Origin of the sequence: Proteiniphilum sp. (genome assembly GCF_040307845.1) — a bacterium.
Lineage (GTDB): Bacteria > Bacteroidota > Bacteroidia > Bacteroidales > Dysgonomonadaceae > Proteiniphilum.
This window is the reverse complement of sequence record NZ_JAWRIS010000015.1, coordinates 18,494-44,567: the sequence shown is the minus strand read 5'-3', so window position 1 is coordinate 44,567 and position 26,074 is coordinate 18,494. Positions and strand designations below refer to the sequence as shown.

At 42.6% G+C, this 26,074-nt stretch carries 18 protein-coding genes and 1 pseudogene; 2 read left to right on the top strand and 17 right to left on the bottom strand.

The genetic code is table 11. The features are described from left to right. Positions 1-32: 32 nt before the first annotated feature. Positions 33-170, top strand: a pseudogene (locus ABV001_RS03020) (cell filamentation protein Fic); the annotation flags it as partial. Between the two features lie 233 nt (positions 171-403). Here ABV001_RS03020 and ABV001_RS03015 read toward each other — a convergent pair. The 15 genes from ABV001_RS03015 to ABV001_RS02945 form a co-directional block, all read right to left on the bottom strand. After that, positions 404-2,575: a DUF349 domain-containing protein gene (locus ABV001_RS03015; protein ID WP_352421448.1), complete on the bottom strand. Its 2,172-nt coding sequence runs from the start codon at positions 2,573-2,575 to the stop codon at positions 404-406. A gap of 437 nt (positions 2,576-3,012) precedes the next feature. Beyond that, complete coding sequence (gene der / locus ABV001_RS03010; RefSeq protein ID WP_352421447.1) at positions 3,013-4,326, bottom strand: ribosome biogenesis GTPase Der; 1,314 nt, start codon at positions 4,324-4,326, stop codon at positions 3,013-3,015. 144 nt (positions 4,327-4,470) lie between these two features. Beyond that, the gene (gene era, locus ABV001_RS03005; protein WP_352421446.1) at positions 4,471-5,364 is read right to left on the bottom strand and encodes a GTPase Era; all 894 of its coding nucleotides are present in this window, start codon (positions 5,362-5,364) and stop codon (positions 4,471-4,473) included. Between the two features lie 79 nt (positions 5,365-5,443). Then, positions 5,444-6,442: a beta-ketoacyl-ACP synthase III gene (locus ABV001_RS03000; RefSeq protein ID WP_352421445.1), complete on the bottom strand. Its 999-nt coding sequence runs from the start codon at positions 6,440-6,442 to the stop codon at positions 5,444-5,446. A gap of 84 nt (positions 6,443-6,526) precedes the next feature. Continuing rightward, positions 6,527-6,712 carry a 50S ribosomal protein L32 gene (rpmF, locus tag ABV001_RS02995; protein ID WP_294081570.1) on the bottom strand — a complete coding sequence of 62 codons (186 nt, stop codon included), beginning with the start codon at positions 6,710-6,712 and terminating at the stop codon, positions 6,527-6,529. A 31-nt stretch (positions 6,713-6,743) separates the two neighbouring features. Continuing rightward, a complete protein-coding gene (locus tag ABV001_RS02990; protein ID WP_352421444.1) occupies positions 6,744-7,322 on the bottom strand; it encodes a YceD family protein in 579 nt (192 codons plus the stop codon). Positions 7,323-7,331: 9 nt separating this feature from the next. Next, positions 7,332-8,432 carry a phosphotransferase enzyme family protein gene (locus ABV001_RS02985; protein ID WP_352421484.1) on the bottom strand — a complete coding sequence of 367 codons (1,101 nt, stop codon included), beginning with the start codon at positions 8,430-8,432 and terminating at the stop codon, positions 7,332-7,334. A 168-nt stretch (positions 8,433-8,600) separates the two neighbouring features. After that, positions 8,601-9,248: a carbohydrate-binding family 9-like protein gene (locus tag ABV001_RS02980; protein WP_352421443.1), complete on the bottom strand. Its 648-nt coding sequence runs from the start codon at positions 9,246-9,248 to the stop codon at positions 8,601-8,603. Positions 9,249-9,317: 69 nt separating this feature from the next. Continuing rightward, on the bottom strand, positions 9,318-11,078 hold the full coding sequence (locus ABV001_RS02975) for an SGNH/GDSL hydrolase family protein (RefSeq protein ID WP_502929830.1): 1,761 nt from the start codon (positions 11,076-11,078) through the stop codon (positions 9,318-9,320). A 545-nt stretch (positions 11,079-11,623) separates the two neighbouring features. After that, on the bottom strand, positions 11,624-12,370 hold the full coding sequence (locus ABV001_RS02970) for a hypothetical protein (protein WP_352421442.1): 747 nt from the start codon (positions 12,368-12,370) through the stop codon (positions 11,624-11,626). A 118-nt stretch (positions 12,371-12,488) separates the two neighbouring features. Further along, entirely contained in the window at positions 12,489-14,198 is a 1,710-nt protein-coding gene (locus ABV001_RS02965) for a RagB/SusD family nutrient uptake outer membrane protein (protein ID WP_352421441.1), read from the bottom strand. Between the two features lie 12 nt (positions 14,199-14,210). Continuing rightward, positions 14,211-16,454 carry a SusC/RagA family TonB-linked outer membrane protein gene (locus tag ABV001_RS02960; RefSeq protein ID WP_352421440.1) on the bottom strand — a complete coding sequence of 748 codons (2,244 nt, stop codon included), beginning with the start codon at positions 16,452-16,454 and terminating at the stop codon, positions 14,211-14,213. A gap of 15 nt (positions 16,455-16,469) precedes the next feature. Then, positions 16,470-17,630, bottom strand: coding sequence for a SusC/RagA family TonB-linked outer membrane protein (locus ABV001_RS02955; RefSeq protein ID WP_352421439.1), 1,161 nt, complete (start codon positions 17,628-17,630; stop codon positions 16,470-16,472). Between the two features lie 279 nt (positions 17,631-17,909). Then, positions 17,910-19,076, bottom strand: coding sequence for a FecR family protein (locus tag ABV001_RS02950; protein WP_352421438.1), 1,167 nt, complete (start codon positions 19,074-19,076; stop codon positions 17,910-17,912). 166 nt (positions 19,077-19,242) lie between these two features. Continuing rightward, positions 19,243-19,836 (bottom strand): RNA polymerase sigma factor, encoded by a 594-nt coding sequence (locus ABV001_RS02945; RefSeq protein WP_352421437.1) that lies wholly within the window; start codon positions 19,834-19,836, stop codon positions 19,243-19,245. A gap of 567 nt (positions 19,837-20,403) precedes the next feature. Between ABV001_RS02945 and fldA the strand changes: the two genes are divergently transcribed. Further along, positions 20,404-20,910 (top strand): flavodoxin FldA, encoded by a 507-nt coding sequence (gene fldA, locus ABV001_RS02940; protein ID WP_352421436.1) that lies wholly within the window; start codon positions 20,404-20,406, stop codon positions 20,908-20,910. A gap of 193 nt (positions 20,911-21,103) precedes the next feature. On the opposite strand, the gene ABV001_RS02935 is transcribed toward fldA, so the two are convergent. Both ABV001_RS02935 and ABV001_RS02930 read right to left on the bottom strand, forming a co-directional pair. Next, positions 21,104-22,636 carry a BACON domain-containing protein gene (locus tag ABV001_RS02935; protein WP_352421435.1) on the bottom strand — a complete coding sequence of 511 codons (1,533 nt, stop codon included), beginning with the start codon at positions 22,634-22,636 and terminating at the stop codon, positions 21,104-21,106. Positions 22,637-22,657: 21 nt separating this feature from the next. Next, positions 22,658-25,924, bottom strand: coding sequence for a TonB-dependent receptor (locus tag ABV001_RS02930; protein ID WP_352421434.1), 3,267 nt, complete (start codon positions 25,922-25,924; stop codon positions 22,658-22,660). Positions 25,925-26,074 lie beyond the last annotated feature (150 nt).

Sequence of the window (26,074 nt, the reverse complement as noted above, 5' to 3'; positions counted from 1 at the left end):
GTTTTATTTGATTTGATTTTACTTCAATTGAACAAATAGCAGAACTATTTGGAGTAAAGCAACCGGCTATATCTAAACATTTAAAGAATATATTTAGTAGCGGAGAACTACAAGAAAGTTCAGTTTATTCCATTTTGGAATATACTGCCGCTGATGGAAAAATTTACAAACCGCAAAAGAAATGGGTAAAAGGCTTTTTGCTTTTTTTTAAACTGGATATCAATGCCAAGTTAATCATACCCAAAGAATAAAGCCGAGACCATAATCTTTCTTCGTATAAATTATAATACTGATATAAATTCCATATTTATCGCCGATTGCCGATAATGGACAACCATAGACAAAAAGCGACCGGAGAGTGCCCCCCGGTCGTCTAACTATTATATATCGCTGCAGCATATCGCTACAATTCGTCTTCAATTGCCCTGATCTTTTTTTCCAGTAAGAGTAGTTCTCCTTTAATCTTTTCCACTTTCTGATTCATATCATCCAGCAGATAATTCCCTTTTTTGGAAGAAACGGAGAGGAATCCGATATTGTTTTCGTAGGTCTGCAATTCATTCTTTATACGCTCATACTGACGTACCAGCTTTTCACGTTCCCTGAGGAGCTGGCCTTGTGAATTATCCGACCTTGCCATATCGGAAATCGTACTCTTGTATGCTTCCAGTTTCCGGTCGGCCTTACCGATATTCAGTCTGTCGAACTGGGCTTCCGTCGCATCATAAAACTCTTTATAAATACGGTCCTTCATCTTATAAGGCACATGACCTACCTCATACCATTCATCCATTAACTCGTGCAACTTAGTCAGAGCCTCATCCGCCTCCGGGGTAGTATCCAGTTGATTTATCTTCTTAATAACTGCTCTTTTTTCATCGAGATTCTTTTGCTCCTGTTCATATTGCGATGAAGTATGTAATTTCTTCTGTTCAAAGAAGTAATCACAAGCTGAGATAAACCGTTTCCAGATACTATCGACATATTTGTGCGGAATAATACCAATGGTTTTCCATTCTTTCTGGATTTCGATCATTTCCCGTGTCGTATTTTTCCAGTCATGACTATCCTTAAGGGTTTCAGCACGTTCACAAAGGACAGTCTTCTTTTTGAGATTCTCTTCCATCTCTCCCCGAAGAGATTTGTAGAACTCGTTTTTACTTCTGAAAAAGAAATCACAAGCAGCCCGGTAACGTTTATAGATCTTTGTATTCCATTTTCTGGGAACAAATCCTATCTGACGCCATTGCAACTGTATATCAAGAACTTCTTTTACTTTGTTATTCCAGTCTTTTACCGATTTAAGCTGGTTGTAATCAATTGCTTCAAGCTTCTCACAAAGTGCCGTCTTTAATTCCAGGTTTTCATTCTCTTTCTCTCTCAGCTGTTCAAAATGAGCCTGATACTTTTTATTGATCTGGGTGGATGCTTCTTTAAAGCGGTTCCATATCTCTTCCCGGTCTTTCCTGGAAACAGGGCCAACTTCTCTCCACTCCTGATGCAGGTTTTGCAATTGATGGAAAGCTGAAACCACATCCAACTCATCATTGAGTCTCTCCGCAGCTTCACACAACTCTGTCTTTATCTCAAGATTTTTCTTGAAATCATATTCCCTAAACTCATTATTGATACGTACCAGATCATAGAATTTTTCCACATAGCGCTGATATGACTTCCATAACTCGTTCACCTTGTCCTGAGGCACCAGTTTAATGTCATTCCACTCCTGCTGAAGTGATTTAAACTCCTGGTAGATCTTATTGAAATCCTCTTGCCCTTGTGGTTCGGTCAGGACTTTGATTTGCTCAATAATAGCCAGTTTCCTGGCTACATTTTTCTCTTTCTCGGCATCTTCTTTTGCGAGGATATCCGCCCGTTTTTCCTTTATTTTCTGAATTAATTCTTTTCCTTCGGTATAAATTTCCGATTCTTTTCCTATGAAATCAATCTCTTCTCCCCCATTTGAAAGGAATTCCTGTTTTTGTGATTCCGTCTCGTTTCGCAAAGATCGATAGAATTGATTTTTATACTCATCCACATCTTTGCGTTTGGGATTTTCGGAGTTCAATAGATCACGCAGGTGACGTACAATCTCTTCAACGGGAAGCAAAATAACTGAAGTGTCCTCTGAAAGAGACTCATCATCGGTATCTTCTTCGTCATCTTCTTCTGAATCTGCGATGCCATTGCCGTCATCCAGGTCATAATCAATAGTGGAATGTTCTTCTTCTGTAAGATCTTTCTCCTCCGGCTCCTCTGCAGATTGATCTTTCTCCTCCGGTTCCTCTACAGATGGATCTTTCTCCTCCGGTTCCTCGACAGATGGATCTTCATTGCCTTGTGCTTTCGCAATAACTTCTTCCGCAACAGCCGTGGTTTGTGTAGTTACCTCTTCAGACGTAATTTCCCCCGTCTCCGACAGATCGTTGTTTTCGGGTTCTTCTACAGCAGGAGTCTCAGTTTGAGGGATCTCTACCGCTGAATCCTTTGCCGGGAGTTCAGACTGCAGGTCTATATTATTTTGTTCTTCATTAACAGGTAATTTCTCGTTGTCAAGATTGTTTTTCGTATCCATCAGTAGTCCCCTTAGTTTATTCAGGCTTTAAGCCTATTTCAATTTTATTCTTTTTAAAACAAGATAGCAGTTTTTATCATTCGACTACCCTTTGCAAAGGTAATACAAATTAACGCAATATTTTTGGGATTTCATACGATTAGTTTATTTTTTTCATTATTGTGTATGGAATATTTGCGATAAGCTTAAGAGCAGAAGACAAGTTTACTTGAATTATGCCATAGCGAGCAAATATCTAACTTTAGTGAACTCGCAATAATTATGTTCCTTTTTTAGAAGTTTTTTTCTGCTCGTTTCATACGATTAGTTTATTTTTTTTCAGAACCAAGAGTCAAGAACCAAGACATGGGATTGATAGAGATTGAAGAAGATTGATTTCCAAGTTCCCTGTTCCCAGCACTCTACCACTCAGGCACCTTTCCACCTTTCCACCGTCTCTATTTTTCCCTGAAAAAGATATTAATGGGCGTGCCGGAGAAATTCCAGTTTTCCCGCATTCTGTTTTCGACAAACCGCTTGTATGGCTCTTTGACCCATTGCGGCAGATTGCAGAAGAAAACAAATGAGGGCACTTGTGTATGGGCCAATTGAGTGATATACTTGACCTTTATAAACTTACCCTTATTAGATGGAGGTGGTGTCCTCTCCATAATTGGCAGCATCACCTCATTTAACTTGCTGGTAGGCACTTTGCGCTTTTTATTCTGATATACTTCTTTTGCCGTATCCATCACCTTGAGAATTCTTTGTTTAGTGAGTGCCGATCCAAAGATTATCGGAAAGTCGGTAAACGGTGCCAGACGTTCACGGATTGCATTCTCAAAAGTCTTGATCACAATGTTATCCTTCTCTTCCACCGTATCCCATTTATTGACGAAAACAACTAATCCCTTGCGGTTTTTCTGTATCAATGAGAAAATATTCAGATCCTGGCTTTCAATGCCACGGGTTGCATCGAGCATAAGAATACATACATCGGCATTTTCTATCATCCTAATGGAACGGATTACAGAGAAATACTCCAGATCTTCCGTCACCTTCCCTTTTTTGCGGATACCGGCAGTATCGATCAGATAGAAATCCATACCGAATTTATTGTAACGCATATTGATGGCATCACGTGTAGTACCGGCCATATCGGTTACAATGCTTCGGTCTTCACCAATCAGAGCATTGACCATAGATGATTTTCCGGCATTGGGACGACCGACCACGGCAAATTTGGGAATATCATCCAATTCTTCCTCAGTGTTGTCTTTGGAAAACAACGTGAGGATATGATCCAATAGGTCACCGGTTCCCGAACCATTAATAGCCGAAATACTGAATGGATCGCCCAATCCAAGGGAATAAAATTCTGCCGACTGGTGTCCCAGATCGAAATTATCTGACTTATTGGATACCACCACCACAGGTTTTCCTGATCTACGCAATATCTGCGCCACACCTTCATCAAGGTCGGTCAGCCCATGCATCACATCCACCACAAAAAGAATCACATCTGCTTCTTCCATGGCTATACGAACCTGCTTATTGATCTCATCTTCCATGACATCATCGGAATTCACGACCCAGCCACCGGTATCGACCAATGAAAATTCCTGTCCGCCCCAGATTACTTTTCCGTACTGACGGTCACGCGTGGTACCTGCAGTTTCCGTTACTATGGCTTGCCGACTTTGTGTCAACCTGTTAAAGAGGGTGGACTTTCCCACATTGGGTCGTCCTACAATCGCTACTAAATTTTGCATATTTTTTTTGAGAATAAAGAGCCAAGAACCAAGACTGTTAGAACCAAGACTAATTAGTAATTAGTAATTAGTAATTTGTAATTAGTAATTAGTAATTAGTAATTTGTAATTAGTAATTTGTAATTAGTAATTTGTAATTAGTAATTAATCAAGCCGGTACCCGAATGTTTTCAACATATTATCGCGGTTCCGCCAATCTTTTTCCACCTTCACATAAAGCTGCAGAAAAACCTTTTTTTCAAAGAACCGTTCGATATCCTTTCGGGCCATCGTACCCAGTTTTTTCAACGATTCGCCCTTGTGTCCGATCACAATGCCTTTTTGAGAATCACGTTCTACCAATACAATTGCCCTGATCCGGATTATATCATTTTCTTCCTTGAATTCCTCCACGACGACCTCAATAGAATAGGGCACCTCTTTCTGATAAATGAGTAACGCCTTTTCCCGGATAATTTCAGTGACAAAAAAACGGGCGGGCTTGTCGGTAAGTGCATCTTTCTCAAAATAAGGGGGTGAATCCGGCAAAAGTTCCAGGACACGCTTCTGTACCACATCTACATTGAAATTATTCAATGCCGAGATGGGATATATTTCTGCCTTGGGTAACAGCTCCTGCCATTGTGCTACCATTTTCTCCAATTCATCCTGATTGGTCTGGTCTATTTTATTGATCAATAGTAGAATTGGAAGATTCAATCGTTGCACCTTGCTCAGGAATTCGTCATTCTTATCTATTTTCTCCACCACATCAGTCACATAGAGCAAGACATCGGCATCATCCAACGCCGACAAAGAGAAGTTCAACATCGATTCCTGCAGCTTATAATTGGGACGTAATACTCCCGGAGTATCAGAATAGACTACCTGATATTCGGGCGTATTCACAATACCGATAATACGATGACGCGTGGTCTGCGACTTTGCAGTGATAATGGAGATTTTCTCTCCTACCAGCCGATTCATCAATGTGGATTTTCCGACATTGGGATTACCCACGATATTGACAAAACCGGAACGATGCGTATTTTTCGACATATATATATCTTTTAACCACTCAACCACTTAGGCACTTAAGCACTTAGACACTTAGGCACTTAGGCACTTAAGCACCTATTCACTTCCCATCGTATCCCCACTTCAGGTAAACGCTTCCCCAGGAGAAACCTGCCCCGAAAGCCACAAGGATAATGTTATCCCCTTTTTTCAGTATAGGCTCCCACTCCCATAAGCAAAGTGGGATGGTACCCGCACTGGTATTTCCGTAACGTTCAATATTGATCATCACTTTTTCACGGGGTAATCCGGTACGGTCTATTGTTGCGTCGATGATACGCATATTGGCCTGATGTGGAACCAGCCAATGCACATCGTCAGCAGTAAGGTTGTTGCGTTGCATAATATTCAACGAGACTTCAGCCATCCGTGAAACAGCGTGCTTAAATACGACCTTCCCATCCTGGTGCACGGTATGCTCCGCATTATCCACCGTCTCGTGTGTCGCAGGGAATTTGCTCCCTCCGGCTTTCAGATGCAACGGCCGGTACCCTACTCCATCTGAATGGAGTTCCGCATCGATGATGCCGATATTCTCTTCGGTAGGTTCTATCATCGCCGCTCCTACCGCATCGCCGAAAAGGGGACAAGTGGTACGGTCTTTATAATTGGTGATGGACGACATTTTATCACCCGCCAACAGAATAATCTTTTTATACTTGCCCGTCTGGATAAGCCCGTTACAAATCTCCAGGCCATACACAAATCCAGAACAAGCCACCTCCATGTCGAAACAGAAAGCGTTTTTAATCCCATTATCCTCAGCGACGATTGAAGCCGCCGAAGGAAAGATATGGTCGGGAGTAGAAGTAGCGAAGATTACAGCATCGATCTCCTCAGGAGCGGTATTTGTCTTCTTCAATAACTCTTGTACTGCAGCCGTACCCAATACTGAAATACCCTGCTGTTCACCTTTTAGGATCCGCCGTTCTTTTATCCCTACCCGGGTCATGATCCACTCATCGGAGGTATCTACCATGGTAGACAGCTCCTCGTTGGTGAGGATATAATCCGGCACTTTGGCTGTGATCCCGGTAATTACGGCGTTTAATCGTCTCATCGTCGTAAAATAATTATTAAAAAGACCCTGAAATGCAATATTTTGACGTTTCAGGGCCTACTATTTCTGTAAACTAAAGGATAATTATGCCGTCACGTCTTTTTCAATAGCCAATTTACCTCTGTAGTAACCACATTCACCGCATACGGTGTGATAAATGTGCCATGCTCCACAGTTGGGACAGATTGCCATAGTAGGCAGTTTGGCATGATCGTGTGATCTTCTTTTTCCTTGTCTTGCAGAAGACTGTCTTCTTTTTGGATGTGCCATTTCTATATTTGGTTTTTAATTGTTTATATGCTCAATTTTCTTCCAGATTCAATCCTTTGAGTGCATCCCAACGGGGATCGTTGTCCTGAGATTCTTCTTCATCTGAGAAATCATCATCCTGGATATCTCCGTCGTCATCATCGGCATCGTCCGTACTGACAGCCCGATGCTTACGCAACTTCGAGGATACCACCCTATTGCACTCTCCTGCCGGGTGTACATGTTTGATAGGAATGGTCAAGGCTATAAATTCATACAGGAACCAGGCAATATTGATCTCTCCTTCCTCCTCGGGGATAATCACAATTTCGTCGCTTTCCTCAGAATATTCCTTACCGAACTTCACGATCAACCGGCTCTGCGTATCCACATCTAAATTCATATCATCCAGGCACCGGGTACAAGGTACCTGAACCACTCCTTTAAGATCGAAATTGAATTCGAAAGTGGATGACGTTTTCCGCAAATTCACCGTCACCTTTACATTACCTTTCCGCACTTCGTCACCATCAATGGCTTCGAAGAATTTCCTATCCAATTCATACTCAAAAGTATGGACTCCCTCGGAAAGATTTTTCAGGGAAATATTGTACAAACTAAATTTTGCCACGTTTTTTCCTCAAAATAAAGCGGTGCAAAGATAGTAATTTTTTCTTACAATCTGCTGCATCTTCTCAAAGTTTTCCTCGAGGCTCTGTAACAGTTTAAATTGCGCTTCGGTTCTCACCAGATTGTGTTCGGGATAGGCAATCTTATAATAGGTATCCCCATCGATATAATCTGTAAAGAAACGCACTGTCTGCATGTAAGTAAGCAGTTTGGCGCCGAAAGCAAGATTTTCCACCTCCACCTCAGAGAGGAATGGGGCGGCATTCTTCAAATAGCCCTTCGCATAAGCTTCAAAAATATCCAGATCGACAGATACATTATCGAGGTTCTTATCGTCTTCTGCACCGGTGTTGGCTCCCGTACGGATAAAATCACCGAAGTCGGAAAGCACATAACCCGGCATTACGGTATCCAAATCCACCACACAAAGTACCTGATCATTTTTATCAAATAAAATATTATTCACTTTGGTATCGCAATGGTTAATGCGCTTGGGCAGCTTGCCTTCACGGTGTAGTTTCTCGGCCTTGCACATCTCTTCTGCACGGTCTTCAATTTCCTTCACCAATTCCGCTACCTTATCCAATCGCCCTGCCTTGTTCGCCTTCACAGCTTCACGGAATGTTTCCAGGCGAGCTTCCATATTATGAAAATTCGGAATAGTCTCAAACAACGGTTCTCCCGGCAGATCTGCCAACATTTTCTGGAAATCGCCGAAAGCCATTCCCGCACGGTATGCCAGTTCGGGATTGATTTCATCATAGCTTTTGCTCTCTTTGATAAAATCCATGACCCGCCAGTAATCACCTGTAGTATCCTGATAATAAAGAGCCCCATCAAATGTAGGGACCAAAGTTAGTACACGGCGATCCACATCGATGATACCTTGCCCTGTAAGTTTTTTACGGATATGTTCTGTCACCCTTTGTATATTGTCCTGCAGTTGGTGTACATTCTTAAATATATGATGGTTAATCCGTTGTAACACATACTCTTTATCGCCCGCTATCACTTTATAAGAATCATTAATATGTCCTTTACCAAGCGGTTTTATCTCCATATTGGCATCGTCACCAATAAATTGGGAGACGATTTGTTGTAGTTTGTCCATTTCGTTCATTATATATGTTTAATTCTTCACTCTTAACTCTTAACTCTTAACTCTTAATTCTTAACTCTTCACTCTTAACACTTAATTCTTCACTCTTAACTCTTAATTCTTAACTCTTAATTCTTAACTCTTCACTCTTCACTCTTCACTCTTCACTCTTAATTCAATTTATTCCAATTCCAACTGTCCAAAGAATTGAGGGACATGGAAATTCGGTTTGGGCAGGTCGATTGGATTCCAGCTCAGGAAATGTGGCTCAGGCGTTTCATCACCACATTTATAAAAGTTAGCCCTTATCTTTTGTCCGGAAAGCGACTCCTGAGGACCAAACCCCATCGCACTTTTAGGGATTTCCAGATACATGCTCCAATCGCTCACCTGTCGGTCTCCTTCATATCTATGACAAACAGTGCCATACCTGAAAATAGAAGACATTTCGCGGGTCTGATCTTCCCCCTTCCCCTTTGCTTGGTTCTGCCGGGAAAGTAATACCCCCAATACATTGCATTCGAAGTTGCGGTATATGGTTTCCCCTTCACGTTGCATAAAGAATTCCACACAACTATCCTCCCATACCGACCCGAAATCTTCGGTATTTGCCGCACGGACAGCTTCCCCGATTATCATATAATAAAGGTAGAGCGTTTCTCCGTCATGTGCCACCCGCACAGTTACGGGCAACGACTTGGGGAAGTCATTTTTCCAGTTCACCTGGTTGACTGGCGCTTCAGCACCGGCTTCATGAAGCATCTTTATCTTATCAAATACGGTCTCAAGTTGTGAAACATTCTGCTTTGGCACCTGTAGTGTTCTCATACAATACTTTCTTAAATTTTTATCAAAGATATTCTTTTTAAACAAAACAGACAAAATAATAATATCCAATTATCTTACTATATCATCCACTATTTTTGAATAACCCTTTTCATTCGGGTGTAAACCATCAGAAAAGAGTGTTTCATCAATTTTCCCATCTCCCAATAGCAAGTGATTACCTACATCCAAATAATTATAGCCCTCACCTAAAACCATTTCAGAGATACGTTCATTCATGGCTTTCACATGGCTCTCACCTCCCCGTCTCGGAAGTATCCCCATCACTTTTATTGTGGCATTAGGCTGCCTGATGCTAACCTGTTGTAGAAGAAACCGCAAGCCTTCTACAATTTCTTCATCGGGATTCAATCCCAGATTATTCGTCCCAATCATGAGCACCACTTCATCGGCTTTGTAACCGGTGAGTTCCCCGTGGTAAACACGCCACAATACATTCTCAATCCTGTCCCAACCAAAACCTAAATTAAGGTATCCGGCAGGTTCCATTTGCTGTTTCCAACTCTGCCCTCCGCTTTCACGCTCAGTGGTGCCGCCCCAATAATGGGTAATGGAATTACCGATAATCACCCTCCTCGGATGTTTTGATTGAATAGACTGCAATATATTTTCATGTCTCGCTTTCCATTCGTACATATGAGGCTCCCTTCGTTGACTTACGGGCTGCATCGTCTTTAGATTTCCCACAGGCATACTTAGGATTTCCCTGATAATTTTCTCATAAGCGTCGGCATATACCTGCATTCCCCAATCAGTAGGATGAATATTATCTACACACCCATCCTCGGGAAAATCAATCATATCTGCTGACAAATGATAAATAGTTGTAACCCCCAGGGAAGAAAGAGAGTCGTAAGCCAGCTTCAAGGCGCTGTTCATCCTATCTCCCGACTCTTTGGAAGAAAGATTCATCTCCTGATTCCTGTAACCTATATGATCGACCAGCAGAATAGGCGTCTCATGTTTTTCCCTTATTCTGGTTACGCCATATATTGTCCTTTTCACCACTTCTTCCGTTGACAAGGAACCCATATTGGGAAGACAATCGTATATATACAACGATGCGTCAATTTCATCCATCAGATCGACCAATTCCTTTTCCAATGGTCCATTACCAGAAAACGCAAGATTCATTACCGGATAATCCAATTTCCTTGATAAGATGTTAGTCCACCCCATCCCCGGTCGGGAAGCACAACCACCTTGTGCGATGGATGTCCCATACACCACAATCGGTTTTTCCAGGACTGTAGGAATAAATTTAAATTCCGCAGAATCGGGAACGCCGATCTCCATCCATTTCACCGAATTATACAGGGGAAGATAGAGCCGGTATTCAAATCCTCTTTTGTGAAATTGATTTTGAGGCTGGATTTCATACGTATAGCCAATAGTATCTTTGAAACTGTATTTGGCTGTAGCCAAGTGCCATTCTCCATGAGGGTCAATGGCATATAGATCCACACCCGATTTTCCGGTAGCCGGCATGTGCATCATGGCAAAGTCGCCTGTTACTCCATACCTGATTTCTATTTTTTCAGCATTCGTATAAAAATGGATGCCCAACCCGGCTGAATTTTGTGATAAATTCCAGACCGGCTTCCTCACCTTTTCTTCCGCCCTGGCGGGCAACCGTTGGTAGGTCTTCCCTATTTCGTCCGTCCATCCCTGGTTTTGGATCACATTATAATTTTCTTTCAACGGATCGTACCACCTGGTTTGGGCGGATAAGGAACCCGCGAGAGAAAAAATAAAGATGAAAATAACCATTGCTTTAGAAGCGAACCGATTACATGATTTCCGAGTTTCCATAGATACAGTATTACGAATAAAACCACAAATGTAATGAAAAGAAGCAATTATAAAGACAATTCTTCTTGACGAAAACCGGAAAAAACTTTGTATCAAGGCAAGATTAAATTTCATCCAAATTATCCTGAAGTAATTTTAAAAAATTATCGGCTACGTTCTCTTTTTCTGATTTATAACTCAAGTTAGACAAAGATATTCTTTTTAGACAAAACATATAAAATATTATTTTTAAAAGTGTGCAACTCGTGAAGTCCTTCTTCCTTAGCCTTGACAAGCCTGATTCTTATATCACCGTTATTAATACATACACATATTCAAACCCCGAGAAAGGTATCCCTTTTATACATACCCCATAGAATCAGATAGATAATTACTGCATTCACCACCGCTATCCACACCGGATACCAATTGCCCATATACAACGATTCGAAAATTGTCACTTTCAGAATCAACAAACTCCGGAGGATTAATAAAAATATAACCGGAGGTTATTTCCTCCTATATCCGCAAGAAACAACCCCCGTTTATTCAATGAAAATATACGCTTACTTCTTGGGAACAAATACCCAAAAATAAGCCGTACCCCATTCTCCAGTACCTGCCGGTGCATATGCCATTACTAACCGCTCTTCAGTAAGTTCAAGAATGTCGTAGGTATTTACCGGAATTTTCCCTTCGTCCGGAGAAACGCCACACAAGATAGTTACACCGACTGTTTTGAATTCTCCTGTCGCCCATGAAACACCACCTGAAGTAACTTTCTTTTTTCCCATATTAAAAGAGAAGGAACCGGTAACAGAAGTACCATCATTTCGTTTCTTTGTCAATGATGCTCCACTAATAGAGAATACCATACTTGCATTGGGGCCTTCTCCGGCTGCTTGCTCTTCCACTCCATTTTGATCGAGCACCCACCAAGCCGGCTCAAAACTAGCCAGATAACCTCCATTTCCCCAGCAGTTAGTAGCAGCCCATTCCCATTCTTTTTCCCCGTCTCCACAAAGCAAAGCCCACTCTGCCGGAACGGGGAAGGAGAGTTCTTCTATATTTACCGTCAATGTTTTAGTTATAGTAGAGCCATCAGGATTTAATCCGGTAAAAATAATATCATTATCGCCTGTAATGACAAGTAACACCGTATCTGTCATTTTCTGTGAGACTCCCACTCCGTAATTCCAATTCGACATGACAGGACTGTGATTCTCCATCACTATTTTATTCGATCTCTTTCCATCAACCAGGAGAGGAGTTACAGAAATATCCAGTTGTTCCGCTGAAATAGGATTTCCCATTGACAATCTTTTTTCAACGGGTTCACACGCCACGTTAAATAATAAAAGTAACGCCAGAATATATAATATAGATTTTCTCATGATGTTTTATTTTAATGTTTCCCATTCAATTGATAGACTACCAACCCGTGAACTCTGCAGCAGTAGTACCCCACCCATCATTCTGCACGAGTACTCCGTCAGAGAGCTGAACCTGTGATTCGGGGATAGGCCAAAAACCACCCGTAGCTTCATAACGGGCTTCATAGCCTCCTCCAAAGGCACGCATCACCGCATCAACTCCCCGGTTCTTAATAGCTACTCCTTCTTGCTTGCCCAGTTGCGTGGCAGCATCCCCCCATCTCATCAGATCAAAATACCGCAAACCTTCGAAAGCCAATTCCCATCGACGTTCCTTTTTAAGTGCGTCTAATGAGTAAGCAACAGGGGTAAGCCCTGCACGTGCCCTCACTCTGTTTAGACCAGCTGCATCCTGTGCCAATTCCGAATGCATTAGTAATATATCAGCAAAACGGATCAGCACCAGATCTTGTGTGTGTGCCAACTGGTAGTCAACCGTGGCTCCATCTTTCAAAACGGCATACGAAACAACGAAATTATTTTCCGCATCATAAGCGGTTATGGGTATATATTTTTTCTGCCAATAACCGGTCTCTTCCATTTGTTTATCCGCGCCCCATTCATAATCGTTGAGTTCAGTTTCAACATTCAGGATAGAGGCTGTACGTCGGATATCGGTAGGTTCAGCTTGTCTCCACTCGTTCCATAATTCAGAATTGACCGGACCGGCCCCCCATCCTTGTCCGAATGGGAAAGTGGATTCACTTCCGTTACCGCTTCTAAGGCCGAAGTGCAGGTTATACTGGTTGGAATATCCCAAAGTGAATTGATCTCCCCAGTCTACTGACGTTCCGAATTTAACCGCAAACACAGTCTCTTTGTTTCCGTCATCCGCCCATTGAAGTCCTTTGTCTTTCGTAAAACTGTAGTCCTCCACGGTATATTCATTGGTATAAGGCCATAGGTTCCTATAATCACTTACCAGATCATGTGCACTATTAGCGATGCAGTCTGTCAACCACTCTATCACTTGATTCTTGCTTATATTCCCTTCTTCCTCGGGCAAAGGCAATGCGTCCTTCCCATAATAGCCGGTATAAAAAAGGAACACCCTTGCCATTAAAGCTTCTGCCGCCCATTTGGTGGCATGACCTGCTTCCACCGAAGAGTAAGGTGTTGAGTACATCATCTCGATTGCATTTTTCAGGTCAGATGCAATCTGTGCATAGGTCTGATCAGCTGGTGTTTTTGGAATATTCTCGGCTTCTGTCTTCAGCACCAAAGGAACCTCTCCAAATGTTTGTGACAACTCAAAATAAAATAATGCGCGAAGGAAGTGCACTTCCCCTTTAAAGTGATTCTTCTGTGCTTCACTTTCCCAGTCCTCACAATTATCCAATGTCTCTAATGCCATATTAGCCCTGAATATTCCTCTATATCTGGCTTCCCAGTAAGTCCCAAACCGGTTGGGCTTCGTATTCATCAATTTATCGAATCCCTGCATATCCTTGTCGTTCTCACCTCCACCTCCAAAACGGTCGTCTGAAGCCAGTTCAGCCATATAAAAATGAGTATCTGCAGGATTGGAAATAGCCATACTCAAGGTACTATATATACCTGTCAGCGATTTTTTAGCATCATCCAACGTGATGGGAAAATTACTTGTATTTTGCTTTGTATAGCTCTCGGTGTCAAGAAAGTTCTCACAACCGGCAAACATCAATGCAAAACAAACAGTCAGTGCTATATATATTGTCTTTTTCTTCATAATTATACTTCATTAGAATTTTAAATTAACACCAATCAAATAAGTTCTTGGGCTGGGATAGAACCCCAGATCGATACCGGATACCCATCCCTGGTCATATCCATACCCTATCTCAGGATCCATCCCGGAATAGTTGGTGAAGGTATGAAGATTTTGGGCTGTAAAATAGAACCGGGCCTGCGAGAATGGCAGTTTGGGAAGAATCTTCTTCAGGTCGTATCCTACGGTCAGATTTTGCAGTTTCACATAATCTCCGTTTTCGATGTAGATATCCGAAATATTTTGCCAGTTCGGATGACTACCGCTGGTCAACCGCGGTAATTTGTTGGAAGTACCTTCCCCATGCCATCTCTCAAAAATATCAGTCGTATAATTCTGCAATGGGCTATCAGCAAAAGAACGATATGATTTTGCAATTTGATGGCCAAATTTACCAGTGGCCGTCAGAGACAAATCAAAGCCTTTATATCCAAAATTGATAGAGAAGCTTGACTGGAAATCAGGATTGGGATCCCCAATCTTCACCTTGTCCGCATCCGTGATTGCACCATCACCATTTGTATCCACGAAAATAAGGTCACCCGGCTGCGCATTTTCCAACTTTGCCTTGGCAGCGTCCACCTGTTCTGCATTCTGGAATACACCTGCAGTCTTGAACCCCCAGAAATAACCTATCGGGTATCCAACCTCTGCACGGTACATCTCTTTGGTTCCCTGGCTAAGTACGTTTTCTTCACCATGAATAATGCCCTCGGCATTGGCAATACGGATTACCTTGTTCTTATTATAAGCAATATTTAAATTAGCTCCATAAGTGAAATCACCTCTTCTGTCATTCCAATCCAACCCCAGCTCCATACCCCTATTTCGGATATCACCACCGTTGATATAAGGCGGATTTGTTCCATAGGATGCGAGGATAGGTGCCACTACCAACCAATCTTTGGTTGTTTTATTATACCAGTCAAAGGCCACTCCCAGTCGATTTTTGGCGAAACGGGCATCCACACCAAGATTCAATTGTTCCGAGGTTTCCCAGGTAACATCAGGGTTGGGTAATATATCGGCATACCCTCCTGTAACCAAATCAGATTTATTATTACCGAAATAATAACCGTTGTGCTTATCAAACGAAATAGTTGCCAGGTATTGGAAAGGATCAATACTGCTATTCCCGTTTTGTCCCCAACTGGCACGTAGTTTCAGGAAATCCATCCATGAATGGGTTCCTTCCATAAATGATTCGTTGGAAATAACCCATCCTGCCGAGAAAGAGGGGAAATATCCCCACCTATTGCCTCTGGCAAAATTGGAAGAGCCATCGGCTCTCATTATCACCGTAGCAAGATACTTTTCCTGATAATTATAGTTGATACGCCCGAAAAATGAAGCAAGCGCGCCTCTATCCCAAGGCTCTCCTCCCACCGATGTTTCATTCGAAGTAATACCCTGTGTATTAGAAAGCCATGCATGTTTCCAGGAACCGGGGAACAACGCGTTGGAGTTTCCTCCTTCAACACCTTCTCCCAGGCCCCATTTTTCAATAGATTGGCCGATCACTGTATCAAAGTTATGCACCTCATTGATATTCCAAAGGTAAGAAAGTGTATTTTCGAAAGTATAGTCATAACCCGATCCTGCACTCTGACTTATGTCATCCGTTGCATTGGTGATGGTAGTCGACAGTTCATAGGCGGGTGTATATTGCCTGTAAGTAAAGGCACTCATCCTATAACCAAAACTACTGCGGTATTTCAAGTTCTTGACAGGCTGAATTTCAGCAAATACATTTGCAAAGAGCGAATGATTTTTCGAAAGGTTCTGTCCTCTGCGGTACACCATTTCGGCCAGAGGGTTACTGGCTGCATCTTGCAGCTCCCATTTATCGTCCTTTTTACTTTGTTGATCATAATAATCACCATCACTATTATATACGGGCATCAGAGGATTACCGACGAGCAGGTTATGCACATCGTTCCAATAGATATTTCCGATACCGATCCCCGATTTTGTGCTATAAGTATATGTAAGGTTCTCTCCAATGGTAATTACATCAAAATCTCTCACTTTCAGAATTACATGTTCTGAATTGATTCTCCCTGTATATCTCTGAAAGTGAGGGTCAACTGGTACACCGAGGATACCATCCTGTTCGGAATAGGAAAAGCCCATAGAGAATTTAGACATTTCCGATCCTCCCAGCAGTCCGAACGCATGGTTTTGTGTAATGGCATTTTTATTTCTTGCCCATTCCATCCAATTGGTTCCATTTCAGGATCCATCCATAATGGCTTGATATTGATTGGGGATTTCCGTGGCAAAATCAATCAACGGGGAGCCCTCGTTAAAACGGGATTCGTTGACAATAGCCATATATTCTTTGGCGTTGAGCAGCGAAGGCATCTTGTATACATTCTGCCATCCCACCCAGCCATCGTAAGTGAGTTCCGTTTTTCCTGCCTTGGCCCTTTTGGTGGTCACCAAGATAACACCATTGGCGGCACGCGCACCATAGATAGCTGCAGAAGCCGCATCTTTCAATATATCGATAGATTCTATATCCGAAGGATTCAACAGGTTGATATCACCACCTGCCACACCGTCAATCACATAGAGTGGTGCAGAGTTTCCCACCGTACCAATACCGCGGATATTGACTTTAAATCCTTCTCCCGGCATACCGGAAGATTGGGTTATATTTACCCCTGGCGCCTGGCTTTGCAACGCACTCAACGCACTTGTAGTACTCAATCTGGTCAAATTGTCGCCATCCACCTGAACAGTAGCACCTGTGATAAGCCGTTTTTTCTGCACACCATATCCAACGACGACCAGTTCCTCAAGAGACTGCATATCTTCCTGCAAGATGATATCGAAAATTGTCTTTCCAACTGTCGGGATTTCCTGGGATAAATAACCAATATAAGAGACTTGTATCGTAGCATCCTGATCCACATTCAATACAAAATGTCCATCCACATCGGTCACAGTGCCATTGGTAGTACCCACCTCAACGATATTTGCCCCTATTATAGCATATCCTTCGTTATCTTTTATAGTTCCGGTGATTCGTTTTTTCTGTTGCCTGACCTCATCAACCGGTGTGTCTGTACTGATTTTAGCGGTTGGTGAATCAACTTTATAGAGTGAAACCTGCCTTTCTACCACCCTGTATCCCAGATTGGCATCTTTGAGGATGGTTCCCAGAATGAACTGAATAGACTCGTTACTCACCTGGATGCTGATTCTTTTGTTCAATTCAACCTGGGCTTCATCTGTGATGAGGAATAGATAATCACTTGATTTTTCTATTTCTGAGATCGCATTTTTAATAGTTACATTTCTCAGGTTGAGAGAAATCTCTTTTTGCTGAGGATACACGTTCTCTGCGACAACTCCAAAGATGCAGAGAAAGAAAAATAATATAGACATCTTCATGATCCTTACACTTCGATTGCATTTTTTAGATGCAATTTGTTTAGATTTAATAATTTCTTCCATACATTTGTAATGATTTTTAGTTTACCTTGATTGGATTAATAGTAAATTAATTTTCGCACGATCGGGCAATGTGGCAGCATTGTCCGATTTTTTGCTTTTTTTGAATTTTCATTCATTTTCATTTGGGTTTATTTCATAGGCATCATTTTTTTACTTGCATCAATATATTCATCTTCGATTTCGATACAGCTGCAACAGGATTATAAACTCTTATTTCTTACTAATTTGTATCAAGTCATCATTTCTGGAATAGGTCGTGGAAGAGAGGATCGAGACAGATGTCATCACGCTATCCAGATTAGTCGACAGGAACAATTTGCCTGAACAGGTACGGGCATTCAACTCTACCTCCGGTGCTTCTTCAAACTGCACATTATAGTATCTTCCTACTTTTCTCAATATTTCCGACATCGGTGTTTTGTTAAACTCCAATACGCCGCTTTTCCAACTGATATATTCCGAAACATTTACAACTTCTTTGGATATCTCTCTATCGGTAATATCGATCTTATCGTTGGGTATCATTTCAACTGTTCTGTTGTCATCTGTTTCAACCAGTACTTTCCCGTCTACCAGTACTACCGTTTTCTTCACTTCATCCCTATATGCCGAAATATTAAAAGAGGTACCCTGTACATGCACGTCCACACCCTGCATATGCACAATAAAAGGCATATCCCGATTATGAGTGACATGAATAAAAATCTCCCCGTCCAGATAAATATCTCGCGTTCTCCCACTGAATCGGGACGGAAAATCAAGCTGTGTACCTGAGTTCAGCCATATCTCAGTACCATCGGAAAGGGTGAGGTTGGATCTTTTACCATAAGGTACGACTAACTTATTCAAGCTACTCTCTGTAAGCAATAATTCTTTTTTCTGCGTGCTATCAGTCACCAATATTGTCCCTTCCTCCACCAGATCAATCCGGGAATGGTTCGAGAGATTGATTTTTTCTCCTGCCGATATCAGATATACCTCCTCCTGGGGCAGCGTTTGTCCTATAATAATATCAGTATTTTCCATAAAAAGCGGCCGATCATTTCCCTTAAATAATGCAAAATAGAGAAGAAATAGCATTCCTGCCAGAAAGACTGCAGCCACAGAATAGACACGTGATAACTTCCGGCGCCTTTCCCGGCGGGAAATATCATTTAATACAATACGGTAAATGTCTCTCTTATCCGCTACAGAAAGAGGATAATGGTTAATCCGAACCGCCTCGAACCGGTAAATCGCCTCGCGAAATGCTTTTTCCAGATCCGGATTTTCTATCAGGAAATTCTCCCAATATTCATCCAATTCCTTTGTCTGAACAAGCCTCCAACTGATGAAGTTTTCATCGAGGAGAAAATCAAAGTCATCTCTTTTATCCACAGTAGCCCTTTTTATAGTAATGACGAAACTATCGTTTTCCTGTGGACATAAATAAACAAAAAAAATCAAAAATTTAACACTATAAGAAGAGACAATTATAACAACATCTGATTTCCGAGGGCATCATGACGGGATTAAATAAAATATCTGTACTAATTTTTCAGGATCACTGAAACAAGACAAACAAAATCAGCATAATTAAAACTTCCGGAAAATCCTCTTCAGAAACTTGTTCACGTAATTTCTCCATGGTCCTGTATAGTAATTTACGGGCTGACTCTTCGCGGATATTCATTATATCGGCTATCTCCTTATGTTCCAATCCGATCATATATTTCAGGTAGACAACCTCACGTTGGTTGTCAGTCAGCCCGTTCAGGAGTGATGTTACCTTTTTCTTTAAAATTTCCGTTTTCTCGTTATCTATTATATTATCTAATACAGTCACCTGGACAGTAAAAGATTCGGTAATGGCATCGAGGGTTTCTTCCTTTATGTTTTTTCGGGTTAGATCTATCAACCGGTGTTTAAAAGATTTAAAAATATAAGCAGTGATATTCCGGATTCGGCTTAATTTGTCTTTAGATATATAGAGTTTATAGAATGTGTCCTGTATGGCGTCCTTACACATTTCCTTTTGAAAACCCAGACTAATCCCATACGAATACAGGTCATCCACATGCTTATTGTAGATAATTGAAAAAGAAGACTCATCGCCTTTCTCCACGAAACTCCTCCAACTTAAATCAATCGGGCTCATCTGATAAATTCCGGATTTTCTGTATTTGATACTTACTAACAAATTAACGTCATTTTTTCTTTGTGAGCAAATTTTTAAATAGAAAAGCCAATGCGGATCTATTTCTGAGCACTCTTTACAGATTAGTATTCCGGTTGTATTATGATATCATATCCATTATTGCTAAATCTTTATTAATTCTTACCTAACTCTTATCTAATTCTAATCGACAAGACTTTGGTAAGACTTTGATAAGACTTTGATAAGACTTTGGTAAGACTTTGATAAGACTTTGGTAAGACTGAAGTATGTCCATAATTGATATTTATAGAGACCTAAAGGTTGAATAGATGGTGCATGTTACATGAAAAAGGACGCAAAATTACTATTAATCATAGGTAGTATCAATCCCCAATAGTTATAATTTTCCACTAAAAAATAATCATTTTTGGTCATTGCGTTATTGAATGGAAAGATGTTACTTTGCAGAAAAATATAAAGAGTAAGGAGCAAAGAACACTTTAATCTTGGTTCTTGACTCTAAAAGTCTTGGTTCTTGAGAATCGATACACTTAAAAAAACAAACATATGAAATCAATTGCTATTATTTATGGCTCAAGTACCGGTAACACAAAATATGCGGCGCAATTAGTCGCTGAAAAACTGGCCGGATATTCTCCGGTTTTAAAAGACCTTGCCGATATCTCGTCGGAAGATTTTTTGGAGCCCGATGTGCTTATTCTGGGATGCCCTACCTGGAGTATTGGTGAATTACAAGATGATTGGGACACATTTTTCCCACAGATCAGCAAACTTGACCTGAAGGGCAAGACTGTGGCCTTTTTCGGCCAGGGAGATTGTGAGGGGTATCCCGACACCTTTGCCGATGCGCTGGGCATCCTTTATGATGAATTCGCCAAAACCGGATGTAATTTCATAGGGGAAGTATCTACCGACGGATATACTTTTGATGATTCCCAGGCTCTCCGGAACGGCGTCTTCGTGGGATTACCGCTGGATGAAGACAATGAGAGCGACAAAACTGATAGCAGGGTTAGCGCTTGGGTGAATTCGCTGAAACCGCACCTCGATTAATCTTCCCATAACGATTGAAAGGCATTGACCTAAGACCGACAAAAAAAGTCCTCATAAAGGACTCTTCTCTCTTTTAAATTATTAATCATGTACAATTAGTACACTATCAAAAAAGAACCCCACCGTTGGTGGGGTTTTTTATTATCTGTTATGCAACTTTATGCCGCATGTTACATTGCGGTAGATGGTTTACCTACTTCGCGCTTTCGTGGCTGAAATAAATGCCATTGGCAAGTTGAATTGTTGATATTCCTGTTGTACTATTGGTGTAAGTGGTCTTCGTTCCAATAACCGTCAGTTCATCTCCCACTTTAATGCCTTTGTCAGCTATCAGGCCTTTTCTAAAGTCACCGGTAGCACCATAACCCGGATAGCAGCCGTACACGTAAATCTCACTGCCGCCGTCTTTCAAATAAAGGTTACCGTACACATCATTCGCAATCGATGTAATTTCACCCGTTATCATAAAGTAATCTGTATTAGAATCGGGTTTGGCCAACACCTCGGTAATAGTAGCGGCAGTTACGGGAACAACCTCTTCCAAAACGGCACCGATTACTTGTGGAGTACCCTTATAATCGCCACGTTTGCCGACAACGGTGATGATGTCACCCGCTTTCAAGCCTTTCGTAGTGAAATCCTGGATACCATACACATAGGTTTGCCCGGAGAAGTCCCTCAAGTATAAATTACCATACCTATCATCGGCAATACTGGTGATCACACCTGTCAAACGATATTGGGTGTCACCCACTTCCGCGGCGAGGAATTCAGCCACGGTAGCTGCCACAATCGCTCCTTTTTGGGTAAGCGTTGTTTCTGTAGTATACTCTTTAGAACCATCCGTAGTACGGAATATGATGGTAGTGTTACGGTCTCCGCCGGTATTGGCGGCGGCTTTGAACTTCACCACAGCATTCGTTCCTGCCGATTCGATAGAAGAGATTGACAACCAGGACTTGGCATCTTCCGGAATATCTACCGATACGCCTTGCCCTTTGCAGGTAAGGAATGCCGTGAACTCACCCCCTTCGATGGGAAGCACCTCGTTCTCCACAGAATCGACCTTTACGAGTGATTTATTGATTTTGATAACCGTCACATCCACAAATTGGGGAGAACTGTTGTAGGTCGATTTCGGTCCTTCAATGGTCACTTCATCTCCCACTTCAATGCCAAGACTCAGGAAGTTTTGCTTCCCTCCCTTCGCGTCAAGGGTACCGTATATATACAAGGTGCCTGTTTCATCCGCCAGATACCAGTTACCATACACTGTATTTGCTATTGAAGTACAAACACCGGTAACCCGGAAAGTTTTTCCATCGGGACCGGCATTCGCATCGGCCACCGTGGCTTCGGTTATTTTCGCCAAACCCTGGATGATATTGATTCGCTGAGTTTTGTCGGCACTCTTCAATAAAACCTCCGCGGTACGTCCATCGATGGCCGAGGGGGCAGTAAAGGTAAGTGTTGATTCACCGGCACTTCCGGAGGCCGTAGATATCGTCAACCATTCAACGGAATCCTTCTCGGTAGTTACCTTCTCTGCTGTCCAGCTTTCTTTGGACGTTACGGTAATGGTTGTTGAACCACCTGCTTCAGGAATAGCGACATACGACGACGATACCCGGATTTCATCGAGCAACGTTATAGATTCGTCATCGTCACAACTCACCATCAAGGTCAGCATTGCGATGAATAACGGAAATAAATATTTTAAGTTCATATTGCCTGTACTTTTAATGAATTAGTTGAAAATATATTTGATACCGATGGATGCATACCAGCACTGTCCCAATGAGATACTTGGGGTGAATGTTTTGGTATCGCCGTTGATGGCGGCAGGTGTGGAGAAGGTCGCCACACCGTCGGCATCCACACCTTCATACTTGAGGATACGGGCTTCCGAACCGATGGCCGGATTCAGGTATTTGGCCACGCCCCACTTGGAGTTGAACAGGTTCATCACATTTCTGATATCAAAGCTCAATTGCAGTTTATGCATGTCTTTGCCTGCATTCACCACAAAATCGTGTTTCCAGCTGAAGTCGATGCGATGTACCCAGGGAGAGTAAAGGCTATAGGCCTCCGCATATTTCCCTTGACGGTTCTTCAAATAACTGTTGGCATGCACATAGTCCATAAAACGGGTTTTGTCGTCTTCCGTCACAAAACGGAACTGATTATCTGCCACTTCTTTGTCAGTGGGCACATACACGACATCGTAGTTGTATCCGTCGCTATTGATATCATTGGTCGTCATGTAGGAGTAGTTGGCACCGCCGCGCCATCCTTCATAGATAAAGCTATAGTGATTACCGCTCTTGTCGTGGGCAGTAAGCGAAGCCACAATACGATCGGGTGTGTTGTACTGGGAGTTGTGCAACTTGATGTGGTTGGGGCCTTCCACGGTGGGTACATAAGTAAATGCCGATTCAGCATTCGATCCCGGCATACCGGTCACATCTTTGGCCACCGTATGGGTATAGGCAGCCATCACACTGATTCGTTCTGTCGGTTGGGCATTGAGGGTGATGTTGGCCGACCAGCCGTAACCGCGGCTTGTGTTTTCCAGCACAAATGCCGGAGTGGCAGTACGATACCCGGCAGGATAAACCGGACGGTTGTCCACACCGTTGAAACGGGAAAAACCGCCTACCGAAGGGATACTCCAGTCGGACATACAAACACCGTTGATGGTTTTGTTGAAGATCCCTTCTACCGTTACCGAGGAGGGGAAAGGTGTGGGGAATGCATAATCCGTAGCCAGCGAAATTTTCCATACCTGCGGCATTTTGAATTTTGGGTCAACGCCCGATATAGCGGAAGGAGTTGATCCGTCTTCGGGGGATATGGTAGTGGGATAACCCAACGCAGCCAATTTGTCATAAAGGGCAGCCATGGAGGCTTTTCCGTTGCTATCCGTTACCAATCCGCCGGCAAATTCATTCATCGTAAAACCATTTTTTGCGGCATTTGCGGCATTCACCCAAGCCTGGTATTGCACCATACCACCGTTGGTGGGCATATTGGTGAAGAATACCAGCGGCAAATTACCGGAGAAAAGACCGGTACCCCCACGTACTTTCAGGCTTTTATCTCCATAAGCATCCCACACAAAACCTACACGGGGAGAGAAGATAAGACTTGCCGAAGGCCATTTACCGGTATCGATATGACGACCTGAATAATCGATCTCCTTGATCGCATTGTTTGTCATCAAGTCACTATTATTGAAGAAAATCCCATCGATACGAAGACCATACGAAAGTTTGAACTTTTCGTTCACACTCCAATCGTCTTGCACATACGCGCCAATTTTGTTGGTTTTTACACGGGCGGCAGGATTTTTCTCGCCGTCATACCCATACGTCAGGTTCACAATTTCGGGTGCTCTCCCGTTTAAGAAGTCGTCAAGGCTTGTGTAGCGATAGTATCCGGTACCGTTACGCATATAGGCGTTGTCCGCCATCTTGTATTCATAAGCGACACCCCCTACCACTTTGTGATTGCCCAAATAATAGATCAACTCATCCTTGATGTTCCACACATTGTTGTGTACGCCGTTGTTCCAGGTAAAAAGCTCATACCCCAATGACATATAGGATTGCCCATCTTTCAAGATATCAATGAAAGGGAATTCCGCGGAAGGCGACCCGCGCATATCATCCAATTTGGAGAAGGTAGCCAGGAATTGGTTGGAGAGATTGTCAGACAACCGGCTGTTCAAATCGAAAGAGAATGAATGCACAAGGTTGTCCTGCGAATACATAGAGTTGGCAAATGCCATGGAGGCTTGTGACATTCTAGCCTCGGTCATACGGGTACCTCCATCCATGGAAGTGGCATTGGGCGATCTCCATGCTACATTCTTCGTATAGTTATAACGCAACGCCAGCCGATGCTGGTCGGTGATATTCCAGTCCAGACGGGCAAGCAGCTTGCGGTTGCTTTCATCTGCCGGGAAATTGGTATAGGAACCGGTTTCATAACCATACTTCTCTTTTACGAAATCAGATACCTTCTGAAGGTCACTTTCCGTGGTACGGGAGATATAATTGTCGGGCACAGCCACACCATTGGTGGATGCTCTCCAACGATTGACGACGGTGGGAGTTTTGGCCCATTCACCGTTTACAAAGAAGAACAATTTGTTTTTGATAATGGGACCACCCAATGTGAACCCGTAACTTGTATTACGGTCTTTATCCCGCGCTCCCGCGATTTGTTGATTCCTGACAGCATCACCACGCATATTCTCATTTCTGTGGTAAGCATAAGCACTTCCCTTGAAGGTATTGGTTCCCGATTTTGTAATGGCGTTCACGCCACCACCGATAAAATTTGTCTGGCGCACATCATAAGGCGCGATAACCACCTGCAACTCTTCGATAGATTCCAAAGAGATGGGATTGCCTCCACCGGGAAGCGCGTCACTCAAACCGAAGTTGTTGTTGAAATTGGCACCATCCACCGTAAAGTTAGCGGTACGACCGTCTGTGCCGGCAAAACTCATACCATCGCCGCCATAAGGTGAGAGGCGGGTAACATCCATAATGCTGCGGCTTACGGTGGGCAAATTGGTGATCTGGCTATTGTTGATATTGGTCACCGCCCCGGTTTTCTCATTAGAGAATTTGGTACGGGTTGCCGTCACAACAATTTCATCCAACGAGGTGGATTCTTCAGAAAGTACCGCATTCAACACATAGTTTTCACCCAAGCTCAACGTAATGTTGTGGGTAGTGCTTGTACCATACCCGATGTATGAAATTTCCACGGAATAAGGTCCACCCACACGCATACCGTTCAGGTTGAAACGGCCTTCCATGTTGGTCACCGTTCCGAAAGTCGTTCCTGAAGGTTGGTGCGTGGCAATCACCGTCGCACCGATCACAGCCCCGTCAGCATCCGTAACGCGTCCGCTCATCGTGGAAGTAGTCACCTGGGACTGCACCACCGTTGCCATCATCAAAGTAAGAGCCAGAGCTAAAAACTTCAATTTCTTTACCATAAATTCAATGTTTAAATTATCAATCCTATTTTTAATAAAGTTAAATTTCGCACACAATATTTCCCACAAAAGTACGATAAATTTATCTAAAATCTGTTACATTTTTGCTACAATATTTCACCCCTTCATACATTTGTTTTTGGCGATGAT